Below are 23,171 nucleotides of genomic sequence, written 5' to 3'. Positions count from 1 at the left end.
GGGAGATGTAAGATCAGTATGGGCATGACAAGTGATACTATAGCCGATTTATTAACACGAATCCGAAATGCTTTGAAAGCAGAGCATTTGTATGTGGATTTAGAGCATAGCAAGATGCGTGAATCGATTGTAAAAATTCTGAAACAACATGGGTTTTTGGCTCATTATTTAGTGAAAGAAGAGAATCGTAAACGCACAATGCGTATCTTTTTACAATATAGTAATGACCGTAGGCCTGTGATACGCCAATTAAAGCGAGTTTCTAAACCTTCTAGGAGGGTTTATGTTCCTGCAGCAAAAATCCCTTATGTTTTCGGAAATATGGGCATTTCTGTTCTTTCTACATCTCAAGGAGTGCTAGATGGATCAACAGCTAGAGCTAAAAATATTGGTGGCGAACTACTCTGTTTAGTTTGGTAACAGGATAAAAGAATTTATAGGACGGTAAGGAATGTCTCGTAAAGCTCGAGACCCTATTGTGCTCCCTCAAGGAGTAGAGGTCTCCATTCAAAATAATGAAATCTTAGTAAAAGGTCCAAAGGGCTCTTTAAAACAAGTATTAGCGCCAGAAGTGGTTGTCGATATCAAAGATAAGGAAGTTTTTGTTCATGCAGCTCCTGGTGTTATTGATAGACCAAGTCGTATGCAGGGTTTGTTTTGGGCTTTAATTTCTAATATGGTTCAAGGAGTCAGTGCGGGTTTCGAGAAACGATTGGAAATGATTGGAGTTGGTTTCAGAGCCGCTGTTCAAGGATCTGTTTTAGATTTGTCTATTGGAGTATCTCATCCTACGAAAATGCCTATTCCTTCGGAGCTTCAAGTTACTGTTGAAAAGAACACTTTGATTTCAGTGAAGGGAATAAATAAGCAGCTAGTCGGAGAATTTGCTGCTAGTATCCGTGCTAAACGTCGTCCCGAACCCTATAAAGGTAAAGGTATCCGCTATGAAAACGAATATGTCCGTCGTAAGGCTGGAAAAGCGGCAAAAACAGGTAAAAAATAGTGTAGCAAGGCAGAGTTAGGTTATGGAAAATTCGTTATTCAAGAAGTCTGAAAAGAAAGTTCGTAGGGCTTTAAGAGTGCGTAAAGTCTTAAGAGGCTCTTCTTTAAAGCCTCGTTTGTCTGTTGTGAAGACTAACAAGCATATCTATGTACAATTAATTGATGATTCTATTGGCAAAACTTTGGCTTCTGTCTCAACTATGGCGAAATCAAGTAAGGCTTCCGGATTAATTAAAAAGAATCAAGACGTTGCTAAAACGTTAGGAACCCAAATTGCCCAGATAGGGAAAAGTCTTCAGGTAGATCGAGTTGTATTCGATCGCGGTCCTTTCAAATATCATGGAGTTGTTGCCATGGTGGCTGATGGTGCTAGAGAAGGCGGATTACAGTTTTAATGAAGGTTTAAAGAGATGACGTTATCAAAGAATTCTCACAAAGAAGATCAGCTAGAGGAGAAAGTTCTTGTTGTCAATCGTTGTTCAAAAGTAGTCAAGGGCGGTCGTAAATTTAGTTTCTCCGCACTTATTTTGGTGGGTGACGGTAAGGGACGCTTGGGCTACGGTTTTGCCAAAGCAAATGAATTAACAGATGCTATTCGCAAAGGCGGAGAAGCTGCGAGAAAGAATCTAATCGTTATTGAATCTTTGGAAGGCGATTCTATTCCTCATGAAGTTTTAGTTGATCAGGACGGAGCTCAATTACTTTTGAAGCCTGCTAAACCTGGAACTGGAATTGTGGCAGGTTCACGTATTCGTTTGATTTTGGAAATGGCTGGAGTCAAAAATATTGTTGCCAAGAGTTTAGGCTCAAATAACCCGATGAACCAAGTAAAGGCTGCTTTTAAAGCTCTCTTGAGTCTTTCTAGCAGGAAAGACGTTTTACAAAGGAGAAGAGTGACACATGATTAAATTAGAATCGTTACAAGATCCTTCACCAAGAAAGAAAAGAACAAAGTTATTAGGGCGTGGTCCCAGCTCAGGTCATGGTAAAACAAGTTGCCGGGGCCATAAGGGAGACGGAAGCCGTTCTGGTTATAAGCGTCGATTTGGTTATGAAGGAGGCGGAGTTCCTCTTTATAGAAGAGTTCCTACTAGAGGATTCTCTCATAAACGTTTTGATAAATGTGTAGAAGAAATTACTACTCAACGTTTGAATGTTTTATTCAACGAAGGAGAAGAAATTACTTTAGATGCGTTGAAACAAAAAAGAGCTATAGATAAGCACGCGATTAGAGTGAAAGTGATTGTTAAAGGCGAATTAGAGAAAACGTTTATCTGGAAGGACACTAATGTAGTATTGTCTCAAGGAGTACGAAACCTTATTGGTGTTGCTTAAAGATAAAATTTTTTGGGCCCGACTATGACAACTTTACGACAGATATTTTCCATTGCTGAGTTAAGACAGAAGTTATTTTTTACTTTTGCTTTACTTGCGGCCTGCCGAGTCGGTGTGTTCATTCCTGTTCCAGGAATTAACGGAGAACTCGCCGTAGCTTATTTTAAACAGTTACTAGGTTCCAGTCAGAATTTATTTCAACTAGCTGATATTTTTTCTGGGGGAGCTTTTGCACAAATGACAGTTATTGCGTTAGGTGTGGTTCCGTACATTTCCGCATCTATCATAGTACAACTTCTTTTAGTGTTTATGCCTTCAATACAGAGGGAAATGCGTGAAAGTCCTGACCAAGGCAAAAGAAAGATTGGTAGATTAACCCGTTTATTTACAGTTGGCTTAGCAGTTATTCAATCATTGCTTTTCGCTAAGTTTGCTCTAAAAATGAATATGTCTATTCCGGGTATTGTTCTTCCGACCTTGTTGTCATCCAAGTTATTTGGAGCTCCTTGGATATTCTACATGACGACAGTTATTGTTATGACAACAGGAACATTACTGCTCATGTGGATAGGTGAACAGATTTCTGATAAGGGTATTGGTAATGGTGTTAGCTTAATTATCAGTCTTGGGATCTTAGCTTCTTTCCCATCTGTTTTGGGATCGATAGTCAATAAGTTAAATCTTGGTTCTCAAGACCCTTCTCAACTAGGTTTGTTCTCACTTCTCTTGTTGTGTTTTATTTTTGTATTCGTTCTCGTCACAACAATATTGATTATTGAAGGTGTGAGAAAAATTCCCGTGCAATATGCACGTAGAGTAATTGGTAGGAGAGAAATCCCTGGAGGAGGATCCTATTTGCCGCTGAAGGTAAACTATGCGGGCGTTATACCTGTTATCTTTGCTTCGTCCTTGCTAATGTTCCCGGCAACTATAGGGCAATTCATGTCCTCAGATTCTTCATGGCTTAAGCGAATTGCTATGATGTTATCCCCAGGTAGCTGGGTATATTCCTCATGTTATGTTTTGCTTATAATATTCTTTACCTATTTCTGGACAGCAACGCAGTTCCATCCGGAACAAATTGCTTCCGAAATGAAAAAGAATAACGCTTTTATTCCTGGAATTCGACAGGGGAAGCCTACACAAACATATTTAGAATACACCATGAATCGCGTCACTTTACTAGGAGCAGTCTTCTTAGCTGTTATTGCTATTTTACCATCTATTTTAGGACGAGTCCTTCATGTAGATGCTAATGTAAGTTATTTTTTAGGCGGCACAGCGATGTTGATCGTAGTTGGTGTGGTTTTAGATACGATGAAGCAAGTGGATGCCTTTTTGCTTATGCGTCGGTACGATAGTTTTTTGAAAAAAGATCGTTCTAAAGGAAGGCATTGAAAAATAACAATTTTTGACCTAAGATGCTTATACTACTTTAAGGGAGGCCCTACGTATGCCACGCATCATTGGAATTGATATTCCTGCGAAGAAAAAATTAAAAATAAGTCTTACATATATTTATGGGATAGGGCCAGCTCTTTCTGAAGAGATTATTGCAAAGTTGCAATTGAATCCTGAAGCTAGGGCTGTTGAATTGACGGAGGAAGAAATAGGCCGCCTCAATTCTCTCCTACAATCAGAGTATGTAGTTGAAGGGGACTTGCGACGCCGTGTGCAGTCAGATATTAAAAGATTGATCTCTATACACGCCTATCGTGGACAAAGACATCGTCTTTCATTGCCTGTAAGAGGACAGAGAACAAAAACAAATTCTCGAACACGTAAAGGCAAGCGTAAAACAGTCGCAGGTAAGAAGAAATAATTTTTTTAGGAGAACGTGTTTTGGTTAAACATCAAACGCAGAAAAAAGGCGTAAAAAGAAAACAGTTAAAGAATATTCCTTCAGGCGTTGTTCACGTTAAGGCTACCTTCAACAATACGATTGTATCCATAACAGATCCTGCAGGGAATACTATCTCTTGGGCTTCAGCTGGAAAAGTTGGATATTCCGGATCTCGTAAGTCATCTGCTTTTGCTGCAACGGTGGCTGCACAAGACGCTGCAAAAATTGCTATGAATTCTGGCCTTAAAGAAGTTGAAGTATGTTTAAAAGGCACCGGAGCTGGCAGAGAATCTGCAGTTCGCGCTCTCATAGCCGCTGGTTTAGTTGTTTCTGTCATCCGTGACGAAACTCCTGTTCCTCACAATGGTTGTCGACCAAGAAAAAGGCGCAGAGTGTAGTTTTAGGGAAGGAGAAAGGGATGTCGGATAATTCACAAAATTTACTTTACGATAAATTTGAATTGCCAGAATCAGTCAAAATGATGGCTGTAGAAGGTAGCGGGGGATCGATTGATAAGCAGGCGAGTTTCGTCGCAGAACCTCTGGAAAGGGGTATGGGTCATACCTTAGGTAATGCTTTGAGAAGAGCATTGCTAATTGGTTTAGAAGCTCCTGCAATTATTTCTTTCTCTATGACTGGTGTACTTCATGAGTACATGGCAATGGAGGGAATCGTAGAAGATGTAACAAACATCGTCTTGAATTTGAAAGGAGCTCTACTTAAGAAATATCCTTTCCAAGATAGTGAGGATGGTCGTTGCACTCAATTATTAAAGTCTACTATTTCTGTAGATGCCTCTGATTTGGCTGCTTGCAGTGGTCAAAGATCTGTGACATTGGCTGATTTATTACAAGAAGGCGGGTTTGAATCTGTTAACCCTAATCATGTAATTTTTACTGTAACACAGCCTATGCAGATTGAAATTGCTTTAAGAGTGGCTTTTGGAAGAGGGTATTCTACATCTGAGAGAATTGTTCTCGAGGACAAAGGTGTGAATGAGATCATTTTAGATGCTGCTTTCTCACCTGTAGTTTTAGTTAATTACTTTGTAGAAGATACTCGTGTTGGTCAAGATACAGATTTCGATCGCTTGATTTTACATGTAGAAACAGATGGTAGAGTATCTCCTAAAGAAGCTTTAGCTTTCTCTACACAAATTTTAACTAAGCACTTCTCTATTTTTGAAAGAATGGATGAGAAGAAGATAGTCTTTGAAGAAGCTATTTCCATTGAGAAAGAGAACAAAGACGATATTCTTCATAAGTTAGTTCTAGGTATTAATGAGATCGAGTTGTCTGTAAGATCTACAAATTGTTTGTCTAATGCAAATATTGAAACCATCGGTGAGTTGGTGATTATGCCAGAACCTCGCCTGCTACAGTTCAGAAACTTTGGGAAGAAATCTCTTTGTGAGATTAAAAATAAGTTAAAAGAAATGAAGCTTGAATTGGGAATGGATCTCAGTCAGTTCGGCGTTGGCTTAGACAACGTAAAAGAAAAAATGAAGAGCTATGCCGAAAAGATTCGGTCTAAAAACGTCAAGGGATAATTAAGTATATGCAACACGCTAGAAAGAAATTTAGAGTTGGTCGTACTTCTGCGCATAATCGTTGTATGTTAGCTAACATGTTAAAATCTCTAATCCACCAAGAAAGAATAGAGACTACTTTGCCTAAAGCAAAAGAGTTACGTCGCTGTGCGGATAAGATGATTACATTGGCTAAGAAAAATACATTGGCTGCAAGACGTTTAGCTGTTGCTAGGCTAATGGTTAGATACAATAAGTTGACAAGCAAAGAAGCCCGTCAAGCTAAAGCTGGAGATTTATCAGCCTATAATGTAGATCGTACGGTAATAAATAAACTATTCGATGAATTAGGTGCTCGTTTTGTCTCTAGAAATGGCGGATACACGCGTATTTTGAAACTACAAAATAGAGTTGGTGATAATGCACGAAAGTGTATTATAGAATTTTTAGCCAATTAGGCTATTTTTTTTTGCGAATACTGACTACCAGGGAATAGCGATGAAAGTTGTAATTAACGGTTTTGGACGGATTGGAAGATTAGTTTTAAGACAAATTTTAAAAAGAAATTCTCCTATCGAAGTCGTGGCTGTTAATGATCTTGTCCCTGGGGAGGCTTTGACGTATCTATTTAAATACGATTCTACTCACGGGCGTTTCCCTGCAGAAGTATCTTATGATAATGGTGATCTCGTTGTTGATAATCGTAGGATTCAATTATTAGATCAACGTGATGTTCAAAAACTTCCGTGGAAAGATCTGGGTGTAGATATTGTTATTGAAAGTACAGGTTTATTTACCAAGAAAGAAGACGCTGCTAAGCATCTTGATTCTGGTGCTAAACGTGTACTTATTACTGCTCCTGCAAAAGGAGATGTCCCAACATTTGTAATGGGAGTAAATGAGAATAAATTTGATCCTGAGAAGGATACTATTATTTCCAATGCTTCTTGTACTACAAATTGCCTCGCTCCCCTAGCTAAGGTTTTATTAGATAATTTTGGTATTGAAGAAGGGTTAATGACCACGGTTCATGCTGCTACAGCAACTCAGAGTGTTGTAGACGGTCCATCTAAGAAAGATTGGAGAGGTGGTAGAGGAGCTTTTCAAAATATTGTCCCCGCTTCTACTGGAGCTGCTAAAGCTGTTGCTCTATGTTTGCCAGAGCTGAAGAATAAGTTAACTGGAATGGCTTTTAGAGTTCCTGTTGCTGATGTTTCTGTAGTTGATCTCACTGTAAGATTGAAAAAATCAACAACATATGAAGAAATATGTAAAGTTATTAAAAATGCTTCAGAAACTAATTTGCGTGGAATCTTAGGTTATACGGATCAAGAAGTAGTTTCTTCTGATTTTATAGGATGTGAATATTCTTCGATATTTGATGCCGGTGCAGGGATAGCGTTGACTGATCGCTTTTTCAAGCTAGTTGCTTGGTATGATAATGAGATAGGATATGCAACCCGCATAGTTGATTTATTAGAGTATGTAGCAAAGAACTCTAAATAGAAGGTTAAATTCGTGTATTTTACAAGAGATCCAGTTATAGAAACTGTAATTACGTCGAGAGAAGGATACAAGTTATCAGTTCGTAATACTAAGCACCTTTCTCAAGATCCTTTTGTTGTTGAAGCAGTTGAAGTGATTTCTTTGGGGAATACTTGTTTTTTCCGTAACTGTGATCATAGTAAGCCATTTATTGTCCCCGCAGGCGATTATGAAGTGATGGAAATCCGAGATACTAAGATCAATCTTAAAGCTGTAGGTTTAGATCGTGGTATTAAAATTGCCGGAGGCCGAGAAGCTTTAATTAAGTTGCCTAAAGCCGCTCCTGTAACTGTTGTTGAGGAAAGCTCTTCCGAAGCTATTGTAGTTGAAACTTCATCAGAAACTCCTACTGCATCCACACCTCATTCTACGACTAGGAAAGAGAAGAAGGAGCGAAAGGGAGATAAGTGGAAAGAGAAGAAAAAGCAAGGGCGTAAAAAAACTAATAAAGAAGTATCAGAAGTAGCAGGGTCTTCTCAAGAGATTATTGATACTGTTACTGAAGAGCTTTGGGAAGAATCACAGGAAGATAACTTAGGTGAGCAGAAGAAGTTTTCTCTATTACCTCCTCCTGCAAAATTAATTTCTGAGATTATCTCGCAAGCTGTTTCTGATCCTACAGTGACTTCAGCTGATTTAGATGAATCTTTACAGGCATTAGTTACTGAAAGTTCTGAAGTGATAAGTGCTTTATTATCTGGCGATCAAACAATTATTTTCCCTGATGAAGAAATGGAAGTCTCTTCAGCTTGCGAACAGCCTTTACCTTCTTCTTTCCCAATAGAAGACGAGTAATAATTCATTAAAGATTTTTACCTGTCTTCTCTTTGAAAACCATTGATCTAGAAAGTGTCATCTGGTAAGATTCTGAGTTATATTTTTGGTATTTCTCTTAAAGTAGATATCTCCAAAAACTATAATTCGAATCGCTTCAGTTATTAGATTTATAATTGACAGGATTCTTCATTATTGCTCAGATGGTGGAATGGTAGACACTAGGGACTTAAAATCCCTTGGGCGCAAGCCCGTGCAAGTTCGAGTCTTGTTCTGAGCAGTTTTCTTCCCTTTTTTGTTTAGATCTTAACCCAATGATCCGTGTTCATTATTGAACGTGATGAGAGTTGTTTATTTTTTTATTTTCACTTAATTTTTTATGAAATTCTAAAATTCTATATCCACACTAGTAAACATCAACTTAGATTTCCTAGGTTTTTCGAATGTCTTTTTCTTAGTTGTGAATTTGAGACAAGAACTCCTTCCTGTGCTATAAACCAGAAAAATCTAATTAATATCTTAGAGGTATCCTTTGCGGCGGCTCTTATCGGCAATTAAGCTGCATCTAACTTCTATATGGTCTAGCAACTCCAATTGTTCTTCTTCAAATCATTACGATATATACTCGAGATCTATGCTTCTGTTGCTTTGTCGATGGAAAGATGCAGATATTATGGAATGGCAATATGCATGTAATGCCTTAGCAGATGTTTGTAGTAAAATGAGTGGTCAACTTGTTTCCAATAAATCTGAAGTATTACAAGTAGATCTTTCTCATGAACAAGATGTTCATTTAGAATGGAAACATCGATTTTTAGCTTTAGAGAGAGAGTTTTCATCTCGTGATGAGATTAGAAATTCTGAAATCGAAAAACTAAAAAATGAAAATAGTTGGCTACAACATCGTCTTTCTGAGAAGTTACAGCAAACACGTCATCAAAATGACGTTATCGATGAATTGAAACGAGATTTGATAGAAAGTGTTCAGCAAACAGAAATTAGTGAAGGAAGACGGCTCTGTTATGAACATAAAATCAAGATCCTCGAGGAACAGTTAGATAAACTAACGCTGTCTCGTATCCCTGAAACTGATATGTTTGAACAGGGATCAAAGGAAAGTCTGTTAAAACAGCAGGAGATAGTTAGTTTAAATGAAGCTATGATGATTTTGCATCAAAAAAAGGCAGATCAGGATAAGAAATATCAAGAAGAAATCTCAAGATTAAGCCTAGAATTACAGCATTACAGGCAGTCTGAATACACAAATATAGAATCACAAAAAATTCTACAGATTCAAGATGAGCTAGTTCAAAAGAAGAAAGAGGTTGCTCTATTACAAGATCTGGTTGAAGAGCAGTATTGTCAGATACAGACTCTTAATAAGAAATTTGGGTGTGAAGATGTTTTAAATGTATCTCATCTAAAACGGCTGTTAGGTAGGGATGTAGACTGTAGTAGCACTGAATGTATCCAGGAATCAAAATATAGTGGATTTATAGAGTAGATCTTACACTGAGATTTTCAATTGTAATTATATATGGCTAACATAGAATAAACGCTACATATTCCGTTCAGGGAACTTTTCTTAATCCTGCATAAGGACTTGATTATGACGCAATTGATTATGGGAATTGATCCTGGGACATTAGTTTCTGGATATGCAATTATCCTTGTTGAACAGCGTTATAAGATACGAGCTCATAGTTATGGAGCTATTCGTTTATCTTCCAAAGACTCATTAACACAGCGTTATAAACAGCTTTTTCAAACACTATCTGGAGTATTAGATGATGTTACTCCTGATGCTGTGGTTCTTGAAACTCAATATGTTCATAAGAATCCTCAAAGCACTATAAAATTAGGCATGGCGCGAGGTGTACTCGTACTTGCTGCTGCTTTAAGAGATATTCCTGTTTTTGAATATGCTCCAAATGTAGCTAAGAGAGCTGTTGTAGGGAAAGGAAATGCGAGTAAACAGCAGGTACAACTTATGGTTAGTAAGATTTTGAATGTTCCTGATGTCTTAAATTCTAATTGTGAGGATATTGCAGATGCATTTGCATTAGCAATATGCCATGCACATACTTCTGCTTATACTTGTTTAGGGGTTCGATAATGTACGATTATATTCGTGGAATTCTTACTTATATTAGTTCGGGAACTATTGTGATCGAATGTCAAGGATTAGGGTTTAGTATTTTTTCTCCTGATCGATGGTTGATTGAGTTGTCGAGTCAATTACATCGTGAAGTTATTGTTTATACATATACGGTTGTTCGTGAAACTGAACATGTCCTTTACGGATTTAATTCTCGAGGAGAGCGTGAATGTTTCCGTATGTTAATTTCATTTTCTGGAGTAGGTCCTAAGACAGGCCTAGCAATATTGAATACATTTTCCCTTAACAAACTCTGTTCTATAGCACGTGCTGAGGATGTAAAAGCCATAGCTTCTGTTCCTGGTATAGGGAAAAAAACAGCAGAAAAACTTATGGTAGATCTCAAACAAAAGCTTCCAGATTTACTCCCCCTAGATTCTCAAGCAATTGCTTCTTGGGAACCTGCAAAACCCTCATGTATGGATGAAGGAATACAGGCATTAGCCGCATTAGGCTATCCTAAATCTTCGGCAGAAAGGATGATTGCTGAAGCTATGAGTGAACTTCCTGATGACGCATCATTAGCAGAGATTTTGCCTATTGCTTTAAAAAAGAACTTACAAGGATTGAACAAGAGCTAGACTTTCCTAAAGATAGTGGTATAATTTCTCTCACATTCACTTCATTTTGTTTAAGGAGATTGTATATACATGGAACAAACGCTATCAATTATCAAACCTGATTCTGTTGGCAAGGCTCATATTGGTGAGATCGTTACGATCTTTGAAAAATCAGGATTTCGTATAGCTGCTATGAAAATGTTACATTTATCAGTGAAAGAAGCTGAAGGCTTTTACGCTGTTCATAAATCTCGTCCATTTTTCCAAGAGCTCGTAGATTTCATGATTTCAGGCCCAGTTGTTGTTATGGTTCTCGAAGGTGATAATGCTGTAGTTCGCAATCGAGAAATTATGGGAGCTACAAATCCTCAAGAAGCTGCTCAGGGTACTATCCGTGCTCAGTTCGGTGAATCTATAGGAATTAATGCGGTACATGGATCTGATAGTTTAGAAAATGCGGCTATAGAAATTAGCTATTTCTTCAGCAAAATCGAAATAGTTAATGCTGCCGAGTGATTAAAAAGTATTGCTACAATAACGTAGTAGATTTTCGGTGGGGCTTTTCCAGAATACCTTTCAGTTCATCTTCTGAAAGAGTCTCCCAAAGAAAAATATTCCCCGCAGATGCTTTTAATCTATCAAAAAAGCTTTCTTTGGTGGGGAACCATGGGCGAATAGTTGTTAGGAAATCTTGATGTGAACGTTGTTTCCTGTATGATGGTTGTTTTTGGGGTATTGGTAGATAACGTGTAAGCTTATCTATATCCATATCCCATAGAAATGTTGAGTGGTGTACCCAACGAGATTTTTGGATATATTGAGCATTTCCTGCGATTTTCTTCTTTTCTAAAGTATAATCATTTTCATTAACAGAAAATGTCTTTGGAAAGATAGGTGCGTAGATATCATAAGACCACCGCATCAAATCCTGAGAACTGGCCATGGGTTCGGAAGAATTCATAATCCATGTTACGAATAAACTATTTCTATCGATAAATACTGTTCCGCCACCACTATAACGTTTAATTATAGGAACATTGTCGGATCGCAATTCAGAAATGCGAAGATCTTCGTTTGGGCGTCTTGAAATACCGAGAACCACCGCTTCCGGTGCGTTAGAATTAATGATACAAACATTCTCCTTACAGTTGCGAAGAAGAGCTTCTTCTATTTGCAACTGCTCAAAGATAGTTATCCCAGATAGATTTAAGAAAATACACTTATCGGTGAGCATGTTTTTTTACAGCAACCATCAATACTTGAATATCAGCGCAGGCAATACCTGATATCCTTGAAGCAGACCCTATAGTTCTTGGGGTAAATTTAGCTAGTTTTTCTCTAGCCTCTAAACTTAATGAGGAAATATTTTGATAATCTATGTCCTCAGGAATAATCATGTTCTCTGATTTTGATAGACTATGAATCAAAGATTTCTGACGATCTATATACCCTGCATACTTAATTTCCATTTCTAATGAAGCATTAAGTGTTGAACCAAGGTCACGTACATCATCAGGGAATGTTTCCTTCAGAGTGTCATAAGATACTTCTGGACGACATAAAGCTTTCGCTAAGGAAACTACAGAGTTTCCATACTTTTTGAATGTCTTACTTAGACGGAGTTTTTCTTTTTCTATAACTTGCTTTTGATTTTCAAAGATTTCATAGCGTTCTTGACTTAGGAGTCCCAAATCACGACCATAGTGAGACAAGCGTAAGCAGGCGTTATCCTGTCTTAGGAGTAGACGATGTTCTGCTCGTCCTGTAAACATACGGTAAGGCTCATCTAATACCTGAGTCGTAAGATCATCTAACATTACACCAATATAAGATTCTTGTCGTGATGGGATAAATGCGGGTCTTCTAAGTACTTTATTTACTGCATTGATACCTGCGATAAGACCTTGAGCAGCGGCTTCTTCATATCCTGTCGTTCCATTGATCTGGCCGCATAGAAATAAACCTTCTGTAATCTTACTTTCTAAAGTAGGATAGATAACATTTCCATGAACGTAATCATATTCAATAGCGTAAGCAGGCCGGGTAATAATTGCATTTTCTAATCCGTGAACTGAACGAATCATATCATATTGCACATCAAAAGGCATGGATGTGGATAGACCGTTGACATAGACTTCCTGAGTATAAATTCCTTCAGGTTCTATGAAAATATGGTGACGTTCTTTATCTGCGAATTTAACAATTTTATCTTCAATAGATGGACAATATCGAGGTCCTATACCTTCAATACGCCCTCCATACAGAGCTGAACGGCTAATATTTGCTGCAATGACATCTTTAGTTTTCTGAGTGGTATGGGTAATATAACACGATACCTGAGGTAAAGGAGGAACGAATAGTTCATTTCTATGAACAAATCCTACACCAGGATCCCCAGGTTGTTCTTCTGTTACGGAAAAATCTATAGAAGAAGCAAGTAGACGAGGAGGCGTGCCCGTTTTTAGTCTACTAATTGGGAAACCACGCTCTTTCAAAGCTGCTGACAACCCTGTTGCTGCAGGGTCTCCAAGACGTCCACCAGGGAAATTAAGGTCGCCGATATGAATTAAGCCACGCATAAATGTCCCAGAAGACAAAATGACTGTTTTTCCTAAATAGGTGATACCCTCTTTCGTTGTAACACCCTGGATAACATTTTCATTGTCTAGTAAAGACTCAACCGTACCCTGCATAATATGTAAGCCGGGAGTACTCTCTAATAAGCGTTTCATATGAATATGATACATTTGCTTATCAACTTGAGCTCTTGGAGCACGGACAGCAGGACCTTTGGTCTGATTTAAGATACGAAATTGTATCCCAGACTGATCAGTAACCTCTGCCATGATACCGCCTAGGGCGTCGATTTCGCGAACAATATGCCCTTTACCAATACCACCAACGGCAGGATTACAACTTAACTTAGCAATAGTATCTAAGTTTGAAGTTAAGATTAGTACGGAGGCCCCCATTTTTGCAGAGCAAAATGCAGCCTCGCAACCCGCGTGCCCAGCACCAACTACAATAACATCGTAATTAATTGGGTGAGTCCACATAAACTAGCAATTATTTATTTTTATGACGGTCTCTTCGGCGTCTTTTATTACGCTTATGCTTAGCGATTTTAAGTCTTCGTTTTTTCTTAACAGATGACATAGTCTTTTTTGTTGTTAGCGTATGAATATGTGTGTGATTCGATCTTTTCTCAATGAAAGAGATCGCCAAATGGAATAGCTAAATCTAAATTAGAACCATTCCTTGGATACCTAAAATTAATTAGGCACACCGTGCTTCTCTGTTTCGCTTTATTCCGCAGTCTCAACACACTAAGTAAACTTAGGATTGCGGTATTCGTTTTTCTCACAGGAAACAACAAGAGAAATGTTACTACAAAGATATTTTGTGGTCCACTAACGATTTTAGTCGAGGCTATCTAGAGAAATAGAATAGATTTTTTTGATAACATCCAATTCGGATTTTTTATAAAAAATTTCGTTTATCCATTGAATTCAAAGGCTGCATAATTTCTAAACCGCGCAAGCTCTTTTTCAAAAACTAGAGGAACAGAACCTATAGACCCGTGACGGTTTTTAGCAACTATAAGTTCCGCTGTTCCGGGCTTGTCATTTGGGTCATAATATTCTCTACGTAATAGAAACATAACTAAGTCAGAGTCCTGTTCTATACTTCCACTTTCTCTGAGATCACTCATCATAGGTCTGTGGTTAGCTCTATCTTCTACTTTCCTAGATAATTGTGATAAACAGAGAATAGGAATATTTAATTCTCTGGCTAAAGTTTTCAGCATTCTTGAAATTTCTGAAATTTCTGTTTGGCGACTTTCTGCAGAGCGTAGAGTTCCTGAGCCAGAAAGAAGTTGTAAGTAATCAATAATCAGAAATTGAATATCATAACTTTCTTTCATTCTTCGAGCACGAGCCCTAAGATCGGTGACTTTCAATCCGGGTTGATCATCTATAAGTAGAGTATGCTGTTGCATTTCATTCACAACAGAAACAATGCGTTGGAAGTCTTGACCGGATAAATCTCCTACATTAATTTTCCTAGATTCTACTTCAGATCGAGAACATATGATTCTGTGAATTAGCTGATCTACAGTCATTTCTAAAGAAAAAATTCCTATAGGAAGTTGACTTTGAAAACACATATTTTCTGCGATATTTAAAGCAAGAGCTGTTTTCCCCATAGCAGGTCGAGCTGCAAGAATCATTAAATTGGATTGGGAAAAACCATTGATCATTTTATCTAGATCAATGAAATGCGTGGGAATACCCGAAATAGGTAAGGCATCACCACTTTGTGCGTGTTGTTGGAAGAATTCTTGTTTTTCTTGTAATTGTATTAGAAAGGGTTTCTCTTGAGCAGAAGCAAAACCCTGAAGTTTGTCGGCAACAAGAACATATTGCGTGAGAGATGTTGTTTGACTAATTTTAAATAAAGCGTTTTGAGCTTCATCTAGAGCAACAGCAACATCTTTAGGTTCTTCAGTAGCTTTTTTCTCTATTTCCTTAGCTGTTTGGATCATTTTTCTTAAAATCGATTTAGAAAGAATGATCTGAATATATTCTTCAATATACGCTGCAGTTCCTGCAAAATCTGCTAAGGTGATTAAATAGCTGGGACCCCCGATTACCGTAAGGTGATTTCTTCTCTTAAGTTCTTCCCCCGCAAGATGCACGTCTATTGGTTTGTCATGTTTAAAAGCGTCTTGGAGAACTCGGAAAATGATTTTATGTTCAAGGTAGTAAAAATCATCTTCGTTGAGTTGGTTAGCTGCTAAATTAAGATAATTGACTCCTGTTAGCATACAGCCTAGGACAATCATTTCCGATTCTTTAGAATTGGGAGGACTAGGTAGTGTAGGAGTAGAAGTTTTTTCTATTTGAGTCGACATAGTTTTTATGATGCGATCTAAGTGCAGGCGTCATTAGAGATCAGGTTAGGATATCGAAAATATATGCTCAAGTCATAAAGGTTGGGGAAGTCAATAAAGTTTCTATAATAAATATTCAGAAAAAATTTGGAGAATTAGAGATAGAAATTACTAGATCACTAATATTGACTTACAATAGAATCGGTTTCTTCCTTTGAAGGATAGGATGCAAGTTTGTCTCACTCTCTTTTAAGCGACTTAAAAGATCGAATGATCTGAAGAATAGGGTCCTAAAAGTTAACTTGCTTTCATTGAAGATAGGAATTACTCTACTTTATTGAATAAGAAGGTGGTGAAAGTTTTTCTGGGGTGACCTAGATACACCTTTACTAAGGAAAGATGACTGAGTGGTCGAAAGTACGTCCCTGCTAAGGACGCGTACCTCTAAAGGGTACCGAGGGTTCGAATCCCTCTCTTTCCGAATTTTTCTAATAGAGACCATAATAAAGTTAATTAGTTGCTCTTTTTCTTTAAAATTTTTCTAAAATATCAAATAGGTATCAATATAAGATAATCTAAGAAACGGTTGTTGGAGAGGAGAACTCTCTTCTTGCCTGTAGAGTTGGCATATCCTATAATAAGCTCTTTTAGATTATATTAAGATTCCTTAAAAAGATCACGTTAGCCAAAACCATGAGACAATTTTGTAACTTACTTTCTCTATCACGTATATGGCTAGCCCTATTCTTTTACCAAGAAAAGATTCATCTACGCTTACTAGTTATTTTAGGTGCAATGGCTAGCGATGTTTTAGACGGTTATCTCGCTCGTCGTTATAAGGCTACTAGCCGTTTCGGTTCTATGTTGGACCCCCTTACTGATAAATTCTTTGTTTTTGTTTGCGTTGCTATCCTTTACTGGGAAAGGTCCTTGTCTCCCGAACACCTCCTCCTTATTTTTGCTAGAGATATTTTTTTAGTGCTATTTGCGATCTATCTCTCTGTTGTTAGGGGGTGGAAGGGCTATGATTACCGAGCTCTTTTCTTTGGAAAGATTTTTACAGTGGTTCAATTTATTATTTTACTCGGGGTCACTGCAGGTGTGCGAATCCCTGTAATTGGGCTGATGCCATTAATTATTCTCGGATTTCTTTACTTCCTAGAGAGAGTAATAGATTACAAAAAGCAGTGTCTCGACTGAAAGGTTTAGTAAGTTTTTTATTTAAAAAAAGAGTGGGAGGATCTCGTAGGAACAACTTGTATTTTAGGCAGTGTTTCGCTACAATGGTCCTTTACATTTGTCATAGTCTTTTAAAATATGCCTTGCCGTTTGCTCAGCAACAAGTATTATAAGAACTGTACGGGTTCAAAGTCTTTTAGGCATGATTTATTATCTGTTTACAAATCTTTATGCTCTATAATTTTGGGAAGGAGTTTATGCAGTCATCAGAGATGAAACCCTTTTCAAGACTGCGGGCGTACTTTTGCCCCATATATCGATCAGAATTCCCCAAATTTATTCCTCTTTTCTGGCTAGCTTTTTTCGTGGGATTTAACTATAGCCTCCTAAAAAGTATGAAAGATACTTTAGTGGTGGTAGGATCTGACGCGGGTGCGGAAGTTATACCGTTCTTGAAAGTCTGGGGGATAGTTCCTGGAGCCGTTATTGTTACAATGATCTACGGTTGGTTAAGTAATCGGTGTCCTAGAGACACCGTTTTTTATTCCTTCATAGGTACTTTTCTAGGTTTCTTTTTCTTATTTGCCGTGGTAATTTACCCGATGGGGGATGCTCTACATTTGCATTCTTTTGCAGATAGATTACAGGAGCTATTGCCACAGGGCTTACGTGGATTCATTGTGATGATTCGCTATTGGAGCTACAGTCTATATTACGTGATGTCAGAACTATGGAGTTCGGTAGTTCTTTCAACGCTGTTTTGGGGATTGGCTAACGAAGTCACTAGCGTGAAGGAAGCCGGGAGATTCTATGCCTTAATTAATACCGGGCTGAATCTTTCCTCCATATTTGCTGGTGAAATTTCCTATTGGATGGGTAAACACTCACTTTTTGTTTATCCTTTCGTTAAGGATAAGTGGCATGAGGTTATGATGAACCTCACCATTTTAATCGTTTTAGCCGGATTGTGTACGATCTGGCTCTATAAAAAAGTTCACTTCCTTACACAACACACATATAATTTCTCTACAGCCTTCTCTCTATCGGAGGAACCGCCTCAAGTTGAGGAGAGCGTGGCTAGTATAAAAGCTAAGAAAAAGACAAAAACTAAGGCGAAAAGCCTCTTCCTGTATCTCATTCGCTCCCGTTACTTGCTAGGTCTTGCTGTTATAGTTTTATCCTATAACCTTGTTATTCACTTGTTTGAAGTAGTGTGGAAAGATCAAGTTAGCCAAATTTATAGCTCCCACGTTGAGTTCAATAGCTACATGAGTAGAATTACTACATTGATAGGGATCGTATCTGTCTGCGCCGCTCTTTTCCTTACTGGACAAAGTATTCGAAAGTGGGGTTGGACAGTAGGGGCATTGACTACTCCGATTGTTATGCTGGTAACTGGTTTACTATTCTTTGGCGCTGTATTTGCTGTGAAGAGAGACATCATGATTTTTGGTGGGTTTTTCAACATGGCTCCTTTAGCCATAGCAGCTTGGATAGGCGGGATGCAAAACGTATTTTCTCGTGCTGCTAAGTTTACATTCTTTGATCAGACTAAGGAAATGGCATTTATTCCTTTACCTAATGATCAGAAAAACTTTGGTAAGGCCGCTATTGATGGTGTTGTATCTCGGATAGGGAAATCAGGAGGCTCATTGATTTATCAAGGGTTGTTGATTATCTTTTCATCCGTCGCTGCGAGTCTCAATGTGATTGCCGTAGTACTTCTTTTGATTATGGTGGTTTGGATTGCTGTTGTTGCTTTCATAGGAAGAGAGTACAACATAAGAGAAGCTGCTGCTGTTGCTGCAAGTTCAGATTCAGACTTAATTGCATCTGAAGTGGCTGTTAGTGCGACTACGGGAGAAAATTCTAATAAAGAAGAAGTAGCTACGCTATAACTTAAAGGGCTTTTAAGCCCTTTTATTCATATTTTTTTTGATCTTTAAGCTTTTCCTCACATACCTTATTTATTTGTTCTATAAATTTTTGATGTTACGGGTATTTATGAAAACGTTTTGGCATTTTTTGTCTAAAGGCTTCCTATCGATTCTAGGTTTATCTCTAGGGGTAGTTCTTGCCTTCTTTGTTACTTTGATGTTAGTTGTTTCTACCTCTGGAATGAATGATTCTCAATTTGTCAATATGCCCGATGCTAAGGGTGAGGTGAGGGATCTGGGTAAAGAGGCGCCAATTATTGCTGTATTAGAAATGAAGGATGTTATTTCCTCTAACAAGCATACAGCAAAAATTATTCAAGATGCCATTACAACACTAGATTCTACACCTTATAAAGATAGAGTGAAGGGCATAATCATTGATATGGATTGTCCTGGAGGAGAAGTATTTGAGATCGCCCGTATATATTCAACGATTCAATTCTGGAAACAACGTACAAATTGTCCTGTTTATGTTTTTGTGAATGGTCTTTGTGCTTCTGGCGGATATTATGTTGCATGTGCTGCAGATAAAATTTATTCCACACCTTCTTCTTTGATAGGTTCCGTAGGAGTGCTCTCTGGACCATATTTTAATGTAAAAGAAGGTTTATCTCGCTATGGTGTGCAAAGTGACTTGCTTACAGCTGGAAAAGACAAGGCTCCTATGAACCCTTATACGGAATGGACAACTAAAGATCGTGAAATCCGACAAGAAATCATCGATTATCTTTATGGTCAATTTGTTGATATTGTTGCAATGAATCGTCCATTATTGACTAAAGATAAGTTAGTTAGTGTTTTAGGTGCGCGTTTATACTCACCTGAAAAAGCTTTAGAAGAAGGTTATATTGATGTTGTAAATGTAACTAAACAGCAAGTGCTTCAAGATTTAGTCGCTGATTGCAAAATTGAAAATAACTACCGTGTGATCGGTTTAGGAAGTGATGGTTGGTTGAAAAAAGTTATGTCATCAATAACTAATAGCCCATTAATTACAGGAAAGATTCAACATGAGTTACTCCCTAATCTAGATAATTCTACAAGTACATTTTATTACTTGGAGTCGTGATTCTGATTAATTAGTAAGCGGAGAGAATCAGTGAAAAAGATCTTTATCTTAGATGCCTCAGGATTTATTTTCAGAGCATATTTTGCTCTCCCAGATATGAAAAATTCTTCTGGAGAAGGAACGCAAGCGGTTTTCGGATTTATTCGTTCTATTAATAAATTAATCAAAGAATTCTCTCCTAATCATATGGTAGCCGTATTTGACGGTCCAAATAATAAACAAAGTCGTAGAGAAATTTATGCTGATTATAAAAGTAATCGAGAGAAGAAAGAAGAAGATCTCTACCAACAAATTCCTGTAGTTAAAGAATACTGTAGTTTACTTGGATTATCTTACCTAGCAGTCGAGGGTGTCGAAGCTGATGATGTAATAGCTAGTGTCACAAAGAAAGCAATTTCAGAAGGATATGAAGTTTGCATATGTACTGCGGATAAGGATCTACTTCAACTAATCGGCCCCAACATCGTAGCTATGAATCCCTGGAAAGATCAACCGGAAATCGATGAAAATCGTGTTATAGATATCTACGGGATTCCATCAAATAGAATACCTGATTACTTAGCTTTAGTTGGAGATACTTCTGATAACATTCCTGGAGTGTCTGGTTGTGGGCCTAAGAAAGCAACATCCCTTTTGCAGAAATATCATTCTGTAGAGGGTATTTTGGAACATCTTGATGAGTTGACAGGATCTATTCATAAGATGATCTCAGAGCAAAGAGAAATTTTATTATTAAGTAAAGATCTTGCGGTATTAAATCATGACATACCTCTTCCTATAACAATAAATGCTTTAGAGTTTCCTTTGCACGAAGTGTGTCAGGAAGACATGAATACCTTCTATATGCGGCAGGGCTTTAAAACCTTGGTGCAGCAGGTCAAGGAAGAATCTAATGTAGATGTAGAAATAGTCAATAATAGTAAGCAGCTAACTCACATACTACCTATTTTACACGGAAAGAGTGTCGCTTTTTCTGTTGGATATAAGGGAAGCTTTCTTCCCTCCCTAACGTTAATGGGAGTGGCATTAGCTTGCGACAATGATGTCTATTATGTTGATATAGAGAACGCTTTAGACGATGTTCTCACCCCACTAAAAGATTTCTTCAGAAGAGAAGATACTAAATTTTATGGTTACAATATAAAGAGAGATAATCACGCATTAAAAAATGCAGGTATTCACGTCAATAATATAGCTCTTGATTTAGCCTTAGCAGAACATTTGATTAACGGAGGAGCGAAAATATCTTATCAAACGCTTCTTGTTAATCAAGGATTGATCAGTTCTGCGGGTAGATATGGAAAGGAATGGGGACAGCTAAGCCTGCCCATACTAAAGTCTCCGGCGAATCCCGCTCAATATTTTGGAGAATTTGTTTCTCATTTGCCCAGGATAAAACAATCTCTACTAGAGGAATTGAAAATAAAAAAAGTAGAAGATCTTTTTTTTAATATGGAAATGCCTTTGGAGAAGGTTCTTTTTGCTATCGAAAGAAATGGGATGCCTTTAGATGTTACAGACCTTCAAGAGCTTGAGAGAATTTTATCAGGAGAGTTAGCGATTCTTACTGATGATATCTATACACTAGCCGGAGCCCCCTTCAATATTAAATCTCCTAAGCAATTGTCAGACATTTTATATAATAAACTTGGCTTGACACCTATAGATAAGACTCGATCTACTAAGGCAGAAGTTTTGGAAGCTTTGTCAGGGGAACATGAAATTATTGAGAAAATTTTAGCATTCAGAGCTGTTGAAAAGCTACTTTCTACCTATGTGAAAGCTCTTCCTAGACAAGTAGATCCTCATACTTCTAGAATTCATCCTACATTTAATCAAATGGGTACGGTAACGGGAAGATTGGCTTGTCAGGATCCAAACTTACAAAATATTCCTATACGTTCTGAAAGAGGAAGATTATTAAGGAAAGCCTTCTGTAATACGCATGAGAATAATTATTTTTTATCTGCAGATTATTCTCAAATTGAGTTAAGATTTCTGGCACATTTGAGTCAAGATGAGTCGTTGAGACTGGCCTTTGAGTCGAGAGAAGACGTGCATACATTTACAGCCTCTCAGGTATTTCATGTGCCATTAGAAGAAGTCACTAAACAACAGCGCATGCAAGCAAAGACTGTGAATTTCGGTATTATCTATGGGCAACAAGCCTATGGATTGTCAAAGATTTTAAAAATCAGTGTTTCCGAAGCTCAAAAGTTAATAGATGCATATTTTGATCGTTATCCTAAAGTAGCCCGTTTTATCCATGAAACGGTGAGTCAAGCTTGTGAAAATTTACGAGTGAAAACGTTACTAGGAAGAGAAAGGATAATAGATAATTGGACAGAGTTTTCTAACTCTCGCGCTGCTTCGGGCCGTCTTGCTGTTAATACTCGCATACAAGGTAGTGCTGCTGAATTGATAAAATTAGCAATGTTACAACTCTCTGATGCGTTGGAGAAACATAAATTAAGAAGTCGTATGTTATTACAGATACATGATGAATTGATTTTTGAAGTTCCTGAAGAAGAAAGAGAAGAAATGCAAACTTTAGTGCGTGATATAATGGAATCTGCAATGATTTTATCTGTCCCATTAGTTGTGAATATCTTAATTGGAAAAAATTGGGCAGAATGTTAGAATTACTAAAAGTTTCTATTACAGGGGATCTCTCTTCAGGAAAGACTGAAGCGTGTAGAGTTTTTCAAGATTTGGGTGCCTATGTAATTAGTGCTGATAAAGTTTCGCATAGTTTCCTTGTTCCTCATTCGCATATAGGTCGTCGCGTTATAGATCTTCTGGGATCAGAAGTTGTTATTGACAATGCATTCGATAGAAAAGTCATAGCAGAGAAAGTTTTTGATAATTTAGTTCTTCTACAAGCTTTAGAAGCTATTTTACATCCTGAAGTTTGTCGAATTATTGAAGAGAAGTATTGTCAAGTCGCTCAAGAGCGAAAGTACCCTCTGTTCATTGCTGAGGTGCCTTTGTTGTACGAAATACATTATGCGAGATGGTTTGATCGTGTAATTCTTATTACAGCAGATAAGAATATTCGTAGGGAAAGGTTTACCAAAAAAACTAATTGTTCTGATTTAAATTTTTATCAGAGATGTGCTCGGTTTTCTTCTCATGAAGAGAAAATGATGCACGCCGATATTATTATAGAAAATAACGGCACTAAAGAAGAATTACGTCATAAAGTCGAAGAATATTTTTACGCTTTAAAGGGAGCATTATGAAAGAAGAACGTTCTTCAGAAGTCTTGCCAAAGGTGAAAGAGAATAAAAAACATACGTGTCCTGTGTTGCAAGAGAAGTCTTTTGCGGGGGAATGTGCGGTAGTTG

25 protein-coding genes and 2 tRNA genes are annotated in these 23,171 nt (G+C 37.6%); 23 read left to right on the top strand and 4 right to left on the bottom strand.

The genetic code is table 11. From position 1 onward, the window contains the following. Window positions 1-18: 18 nt before the first annotated feature. The 17 genes from rpsH (at window position 19) to ndk (ending at window position 11,261) form a co-directional block, all read left to right on the top strand. Entirely contained in the window at window positions 19-420 is a 402-nt protein-coding gene (rpsH, locus tag O1W69_RS00975; protein ID WP_375793678.1) for a 30S ribosomal protein S8, read from the top strand. A 31-nt stretch (window positions 421-451) separates the two neighbouring features. Beyond that, window positions 452-1,003: a 50S ribosomal protein L6 gene (gene rplF / locus O1W69_RS00970; protein ID WP_375793677.1), complete on the top strand. Its 552-nt coding sequence runs from the start codon at window positions 452-454 to the stop codon at window positions 1,001-1,003. Between the two features lie 22 nt (window positions 1,004-1,025). Further along, window positions 1,026-1,397: a 50S ribosomal protein L18 gene (gene rplR, locus O1W69_RS00965; RefSeq protein WP_375793676.1), complete on the top strand. Its 372-nt coding sequence runs from the start codon at window positions 1,026-1,028 to the stop codon at window positions 1,395-1,397. A 15-nt stretch (window positions 1,398-1,412) separates the two neighbouring features. Beyond that, window positions 1,413-1,910: a 30S ribosomal protein S5 gene (gene rpsE, locus O1W69_RS00960; RefSeq protein ID WP_375793675.1), complete on the top strand. Its 498-nt coding sequence runs from the start codon at window positions 1,413-1,415 to the stop codon at window positions 1,908-1,910. Beyond that, window positions 1,903-2,337, top strand: a complete 435-nt coding sequence (rplO, locus tag O1W69_RS00955) for a 50S ribosomal protein L15 (RefSeq protein WP_375793674.1) — start codon at window positions 1,903-1,905, stop codon at window positions 2,335-2,337. Before rpsE ends, rplO begins: the two co-directional genes overlap by 8 nt. Window positions 2,338-2,361: 24 nt before the next feature. Beyond that, window positions 2,362-3,735 carry a preprotein translocase subunit SecY gene (secY, locus tag O1W69_RS00950; RefSeq protein ID WP_375793673.1) on the top strand — a complete coding sequence of 458 codons (1,374 nt, stop codon included), beginning with the start codon at window positions 2,362-2,364 and terminating at the stop codon, window positions 3,733-3,735. A gap of 55 nt (window positions 3,736-3,790) precedes the next feature. Then, window positions 3,791-4,159 carry a 30S ribosomal protein S13 gene (gene rpsM / locus O1W69_RS00945; RefSeq protein WP_011006085.1) on the top strand — a complete coding sequence of 123 codons (369 nt, stop codon included), beginning with the start codon at window positions 3,791-3,793 and terminating at the stop codon, window positions 4,157-4,159. A gap of 20 nt (window positions 4,160-4,179) precedes the next feature. Beyond that, a complete protein-coding gene (gene rpsK / locus O1W69_RS00940; RefSeq protein ID WP_375793672.1) occupies window positions 4,180-4,578 on the top strand; it encodes a 30S ribosomal protein S11 in 399 nt (132 codons plus the stop codon). Window positions 4,579-4,598: 20 nt separating this feature from the next. Then, on the top strand, window positions 4,599-5,729 hold the full coding sequence (locus O1W69_RS00935) for a DNA-directed RNA polymerase subunit alpha (RefSeq protein ID WP_375793671.1): 1,131 nt from the start codon (window positions 4,599-4,601) through the stop codon (window positions 5,727-5,729). An 8-nt stretch (window positions 5,730-5,737) separates the two neighbouring features. After that, the gene (rplQ, locus tag O1W69_RS00930) at window positions 5,738-6,166 is read left to right on the top strand and encodes a 50S ribosomal protein L17 (RefSeq protein ID WP_332380728.1); all 429 of its coding nucleotides are present in this window, start codon (window positions 5,738-5,740) and stop codon (window positions 6,164-6,166) included. A gap of 40 nt (window positions 6,167-6,206) precedes the next feature. Next, complete coding sequence (gene gap / locus O1W69_RS00925; protein ID WP_375793670.1) at window positions 6,207-7,214, top strand: type I glyceraldehyde-3-phosphate dehydrogenase; 1,008 nt, start codon at window positions 6,207-6,209, stop codon at window positions 7,212-7,214. Between the two features lie 12 nt (window positions 7,215-7,226). Beyond that, window positions 7,227-8,048 (top strand): GrgA family transcription factor, encoded by an 822-nt coding sequence (gene grgA, locus O1W69_RS00920; protein ID WP_375793669.1) that lies wholly within the window; start codon window positions 7,227-7,229, stop codon window positions 8,046-8,048. A gap of 176 nt (window positions 8,049-8,224) precedes the next feature. Beyond that, window positions 8,225-8,307 (top strand) — tRNA-Leu (locus O1W69_RS00915). A gap of 393 nt (window positions 8,308-8,700) precedes the next feature. After that, window positions 8,701-9,531, top strand: a complete 831-nt coding sequence (locus O1W69_RS00910) for a hypothetical protein (protein ID WP_375793976.1) — start codon at window positions 8,701-8,703, stop codon at window positions 9,529-9,531. 105 nt (window positions 9,532-9,636) lie between these two features. Beyond that, window positions 9,637-10,143 carry a crossover junction endodeoxyribonuclease RuvC gene (gene ruvC, locus O1W69_RS00905; RefSeq protein WP_375793668.1) on the top strand — a complete coding sequence of 169 codons (507 nt, stop codon included), beginning with the start codon at window positions 9,637-9,639 and terminating at the stop codon, window positions 10,141-10,143. Next, window positions 10,143-10,766 (top strand): Holliday junction branch migration protein RuvA, encoded by a 624-nt coding sequence (gene ruvA / locus O1W69_RS00900; protein WP_375793667.1) that lies wholly within the window; start codon window positions 10,143-10,145, stop codon window positions 10,764-10,766. The genes ruvC and ruvA overlap by 1 nt, the downstream gene beginning before the upstream one ends. A 69-nt stretch (window positions 10,767-10,835) precedes the next feature. Further along, complete coding sequence (gene ndk / locus O1W69_RS00895) at window positions 10,836-11,261, top strand: nucleoside-diphosphate kinase (RefSeq protein ID WP_375793666.1); 426 nt, start codon at window positions 10,836-10,838, stop codon at window positions 11,259-11,261. 13 nt (window positions 11,262-11,274) lie between these two features. On the opposite strand, the gene O1W69_RS00890 is transcribed toward ndk, so the two are convergent. From O1W69_RS00890 to dnaB, 4 genes are all read right to left on the bottom strand, one after another. Beyond that, window positions 11,275-11,979 (bottom strand): lipoate--protein ligase family protein, encoded by a 705-nt coding sequence (locus O1W69_RS00890; RefSeq protein ID WP_375793665.1) that lies wholly within the window; start codon window positions 11,977-11,979, stop codon window positions 11,275-11,277. Continuing rightward, window positions 11,966-13,801, bottom strand: a complete 1,836-nt coding sequence (gene mnmG / locus O1W69_RS00885) for a tRNA uridine-5-carboxymethylaminomethyl(34) synthesis enzyme MnmG (RefSeq protein WP_375793664.1) — start codon at window positions 13,799-13,801, stop codon at window positions 11,966-11,968. Before mnmG ends, O1W69_RS00890 begins: the two co-directional genes overlap by 14 nt. 10 nt (window positions 13,802-13,811) lie before the next feature. Further along, window positions 13,812-13,901: an AURKAIP1/COX24 domain-containing protein gene (locus O1W69_RS00880; protein ID WP_072667724.1), complete on the bottom strand. Its 90-nt coding sequence runs from the start codon at window positions 13,899-13,901 to the stop codon at window positions 13,812-13,814. 340 nt (window positions 13,902-14,241) lie between these two features. Next, window positions 14,242-15,660, bottom strand: coding sequence for a replicative DNA helicase (dnaB, locus tag O1W69_RS00875; protein ID WP_375793663.1), 1,419 nt, complete (start codon window positions 15,658-15,660; stop codon window positions 14,242-14,244). Window positions 15,661-16,032: 372 nt separating this feature from the next. Here dnaB and O1W69_RS00870 point away from each other — a divergent pair. The 6 genes from O1W69_RS00870 (at window position 16,033) to coaE (ending at window position 23,066) form a co-directional block, all read left to right on the top strand. Further along, window positions 16,033-16,120, top strand: a tRNA-Ser gene (locus tag O1W69_RS00870). 212 nt (window positions 16,121-16,332) lie between these two features. After that, entirely contained in the window at window positions 16,333-16,839 is a 507-nt protein-coding gene (locus O1W69_RS00865) for a CDP-alcohol phosphatidyltransferase family protein (RefSeq protein WP_375793662.1), read from the top strand. 236 nt (window positions 16,840-17,075) lie between these two features. Next, a complete protein-coding gene (npt2, locus tag O1W69_RS00860) occupies window positions 17,076-18,716 on the top strand; it encodes an NTP/H+ exchange transporter Npt2 (protein WP_375793661.1) in 1,641 nt (546 codons plus the stop codon). Window positions 18,717-18,822: 106 nt separating this feature from the next. After that, window positions 18,823-19,824 carry a S49 family peptidase gene (locus O1W69_RS00855; RefSeq protein ID WP_375793660.1) on the top strand — a complete coding sequence of 334 codons (1,002 nt, stop codon included), beginning with the start codon at window positions 18,823-18,825 and terminating at the stop codon, window positions 19,822-19,824. A 30-nt stretch (window positions 19,825-19,854) separates the two neighbouring features. Continuing rightward, window positions 19,855-22,464 carry a DNA polymerase I gene (gene polA / locus O1W69_RS00850; RefSeq protein WP_375793659.1) on the top strand — a complete coding sequence of 870 codons (2,610 nt, stop codon included), beginning with the start codon at window positions 19,855-19,857 and terminating at the stop codon, window positions 22,462-22,464. Continuing rightward, the gene (gene coaE, locus O1W69_RS00845) at window positions 22,458-23,066 is read left to right on the top strand and encodes a dephospho-CoA kinase (RefSeq protein ID WP_375793658.1); all 609 of its coding nucleotides are present in this window, start codon (window positions 22,458-22,460) and stop codon (window positions 23,064-23,066) included. Before polA ends, coaE begins: the two co-directional genes overlap by 7 nt. The last annotated feature ends 105 nt before the right edge of the window (window positions 23,067-23,171 follow it).

It is taken from the genome of Chlamydia sp. 12-01, assembly GCF_042234205.1.
In the GTDB taxonomy this organism is placed as follows: domain Bacteria; phylum Chlamydiota; class Chlamydiia; order Chlamydiales; family Chlamydiaceae; genus Chlamydia.
The sequence above is the reverse complement of the archived record's forward strand: the minus strand, read 5'-3'. Positions and strand labels throughout refer to the sequence as shown.

Coding starts and splice junctions, on each gene's coding strand:
- mnmG (WP_375793664.1), bottom strand. CDS start 13,801: ATGTGGACTCACCCAATTAATTACGATGTTATTGTAGTTGGTGCTGGG.
- ruvC (WP_375793668.1), top strand. CDS start 9,637: ATGACGCAATTGATTATGGGAATTGATCCTGGGACATTAGTTTCTGGA.
- rpsH (WP_375793678.1), top strand. CDS start 19: ATGGGCATGACAAGTGATACTATAGCCGATTTATTAACACGAATCCGA.
- rplQ (WP_332380728.1), top strand. CDS start 5,738: ATGCAACACGCTAGAAAGAAATTTAGAGTTGGTCGTACTTCTGCGCAT.
- rpsE (WP_375793675.1), top strand. CDS start 1,413: ATGACGTTATCAAAGAATTCTCACAAAGAAGATCAGCTAGAGGAGAAA.
- O1W69_RS00880 (WP_072667724.1), bottom strand. CDS start 13,901: ATGTCATCTGTTAAGAAAAAACGAAGACTTAAAATCGCTAAGCATAAG.
- ndk (WP_375793666.1), top strand. CDS start 10,836: ATGGAACAAACGCTATCAATTATCAAACCTGATTCTGTTGGCAAGGCT.
- O1W69_RS00855 (WP_375793660.1), top strand. CDS start 18,823: ATGAAAACGTTTTGGCATTTTTTGTCTAAAGGCTTCCTATCGATTCTA.
- npt2 (WP_375793661.1), top strand. CDS start 17,076: ATGCAGTCATCAGAGATGAAACCCTTTTCAAGACTGCGGGCGTACTTT.
- rplF (WP_375793677.1), top strand. CDS start 452: ATGTCTCGTAAAGCTCGAGACCCTATTGTGCTCCCTCAAGGAGTAGAG.
- O1W69_RS00890 (WP_375793665.1), bottom strand. CDS start 11,979: ATGCTCACCGATAAGTGTATTTTCTTAAATCTATCTGGGATAACTATC.
- O1W69_RS00935 (WP_375793671.1), top strand. CDS start 4,599: ATGTCGGATAATTCACAAAATTTACTTTACGATAAATTTGAATTGCCA.
- rplR (WP_375793676.1), top strand. CDS start 1,026: ATGGAAAATTCGTTATTCAAGAAGTCTGAAAAGAAAGTTCGTAGGGCT.
- secY (WP_375793673.1), top strand. CDS start 2,362: ATGACAACTTTACGACAGATATTTTCCATTGCTGAGTTAAGACAGAAG.
- coaE (WP_375793658.1), top strand. CDS start 22,458: ATGTTAGAATTACTAAAAGTTTCTATTACAGGGGATCTCTCTTCAGGA.
- rpsM (WP_011006085.1), top strand. CDS start 3,791: ATGCCACGCATCATTGGAATTGATATTCCTGCGAAGAAAAAATTAAAA.
- ruvA (WP_375793667.1), top strand. CDS start 10,143: ATGTACGATTATATTCGTGGAATTCTTACTTATATTAGTTCGGGAACT.
- O1W69_RS00865 (WP_375793662.1), top strand. CDS start 16,333: ATGAGACAATTTTGTAACTTACTTTCTCTATCACGTATATGGCTAGCC.
- O1W69_RS00910 (WP_375793976.1), top strand. CDS start 8,701: ATGGAATGGCAATATGCATGTAATGCCTTAGCAGATGTTTGTAGTAAA.
- rplO (WP_375793674.1), top strand. CDS start 1,903: ATGATTAAATTAGAATCGTTACAAGATCCTTCACCAAGAAAGAAAAGA.
- gap (WP_375793670.1), top strand. CDS start 6,207: ATGAAAGTTGTAATTAACGGTTTTGGACGGATTGGAAGATTAGTTTTA.
- dnaB (WP_375793663.1), bottom strand. CDS start 15,660: ATGTCGACTCAAATAGAAAAAACTTCTACTCCTACACTACCTAGTCCT.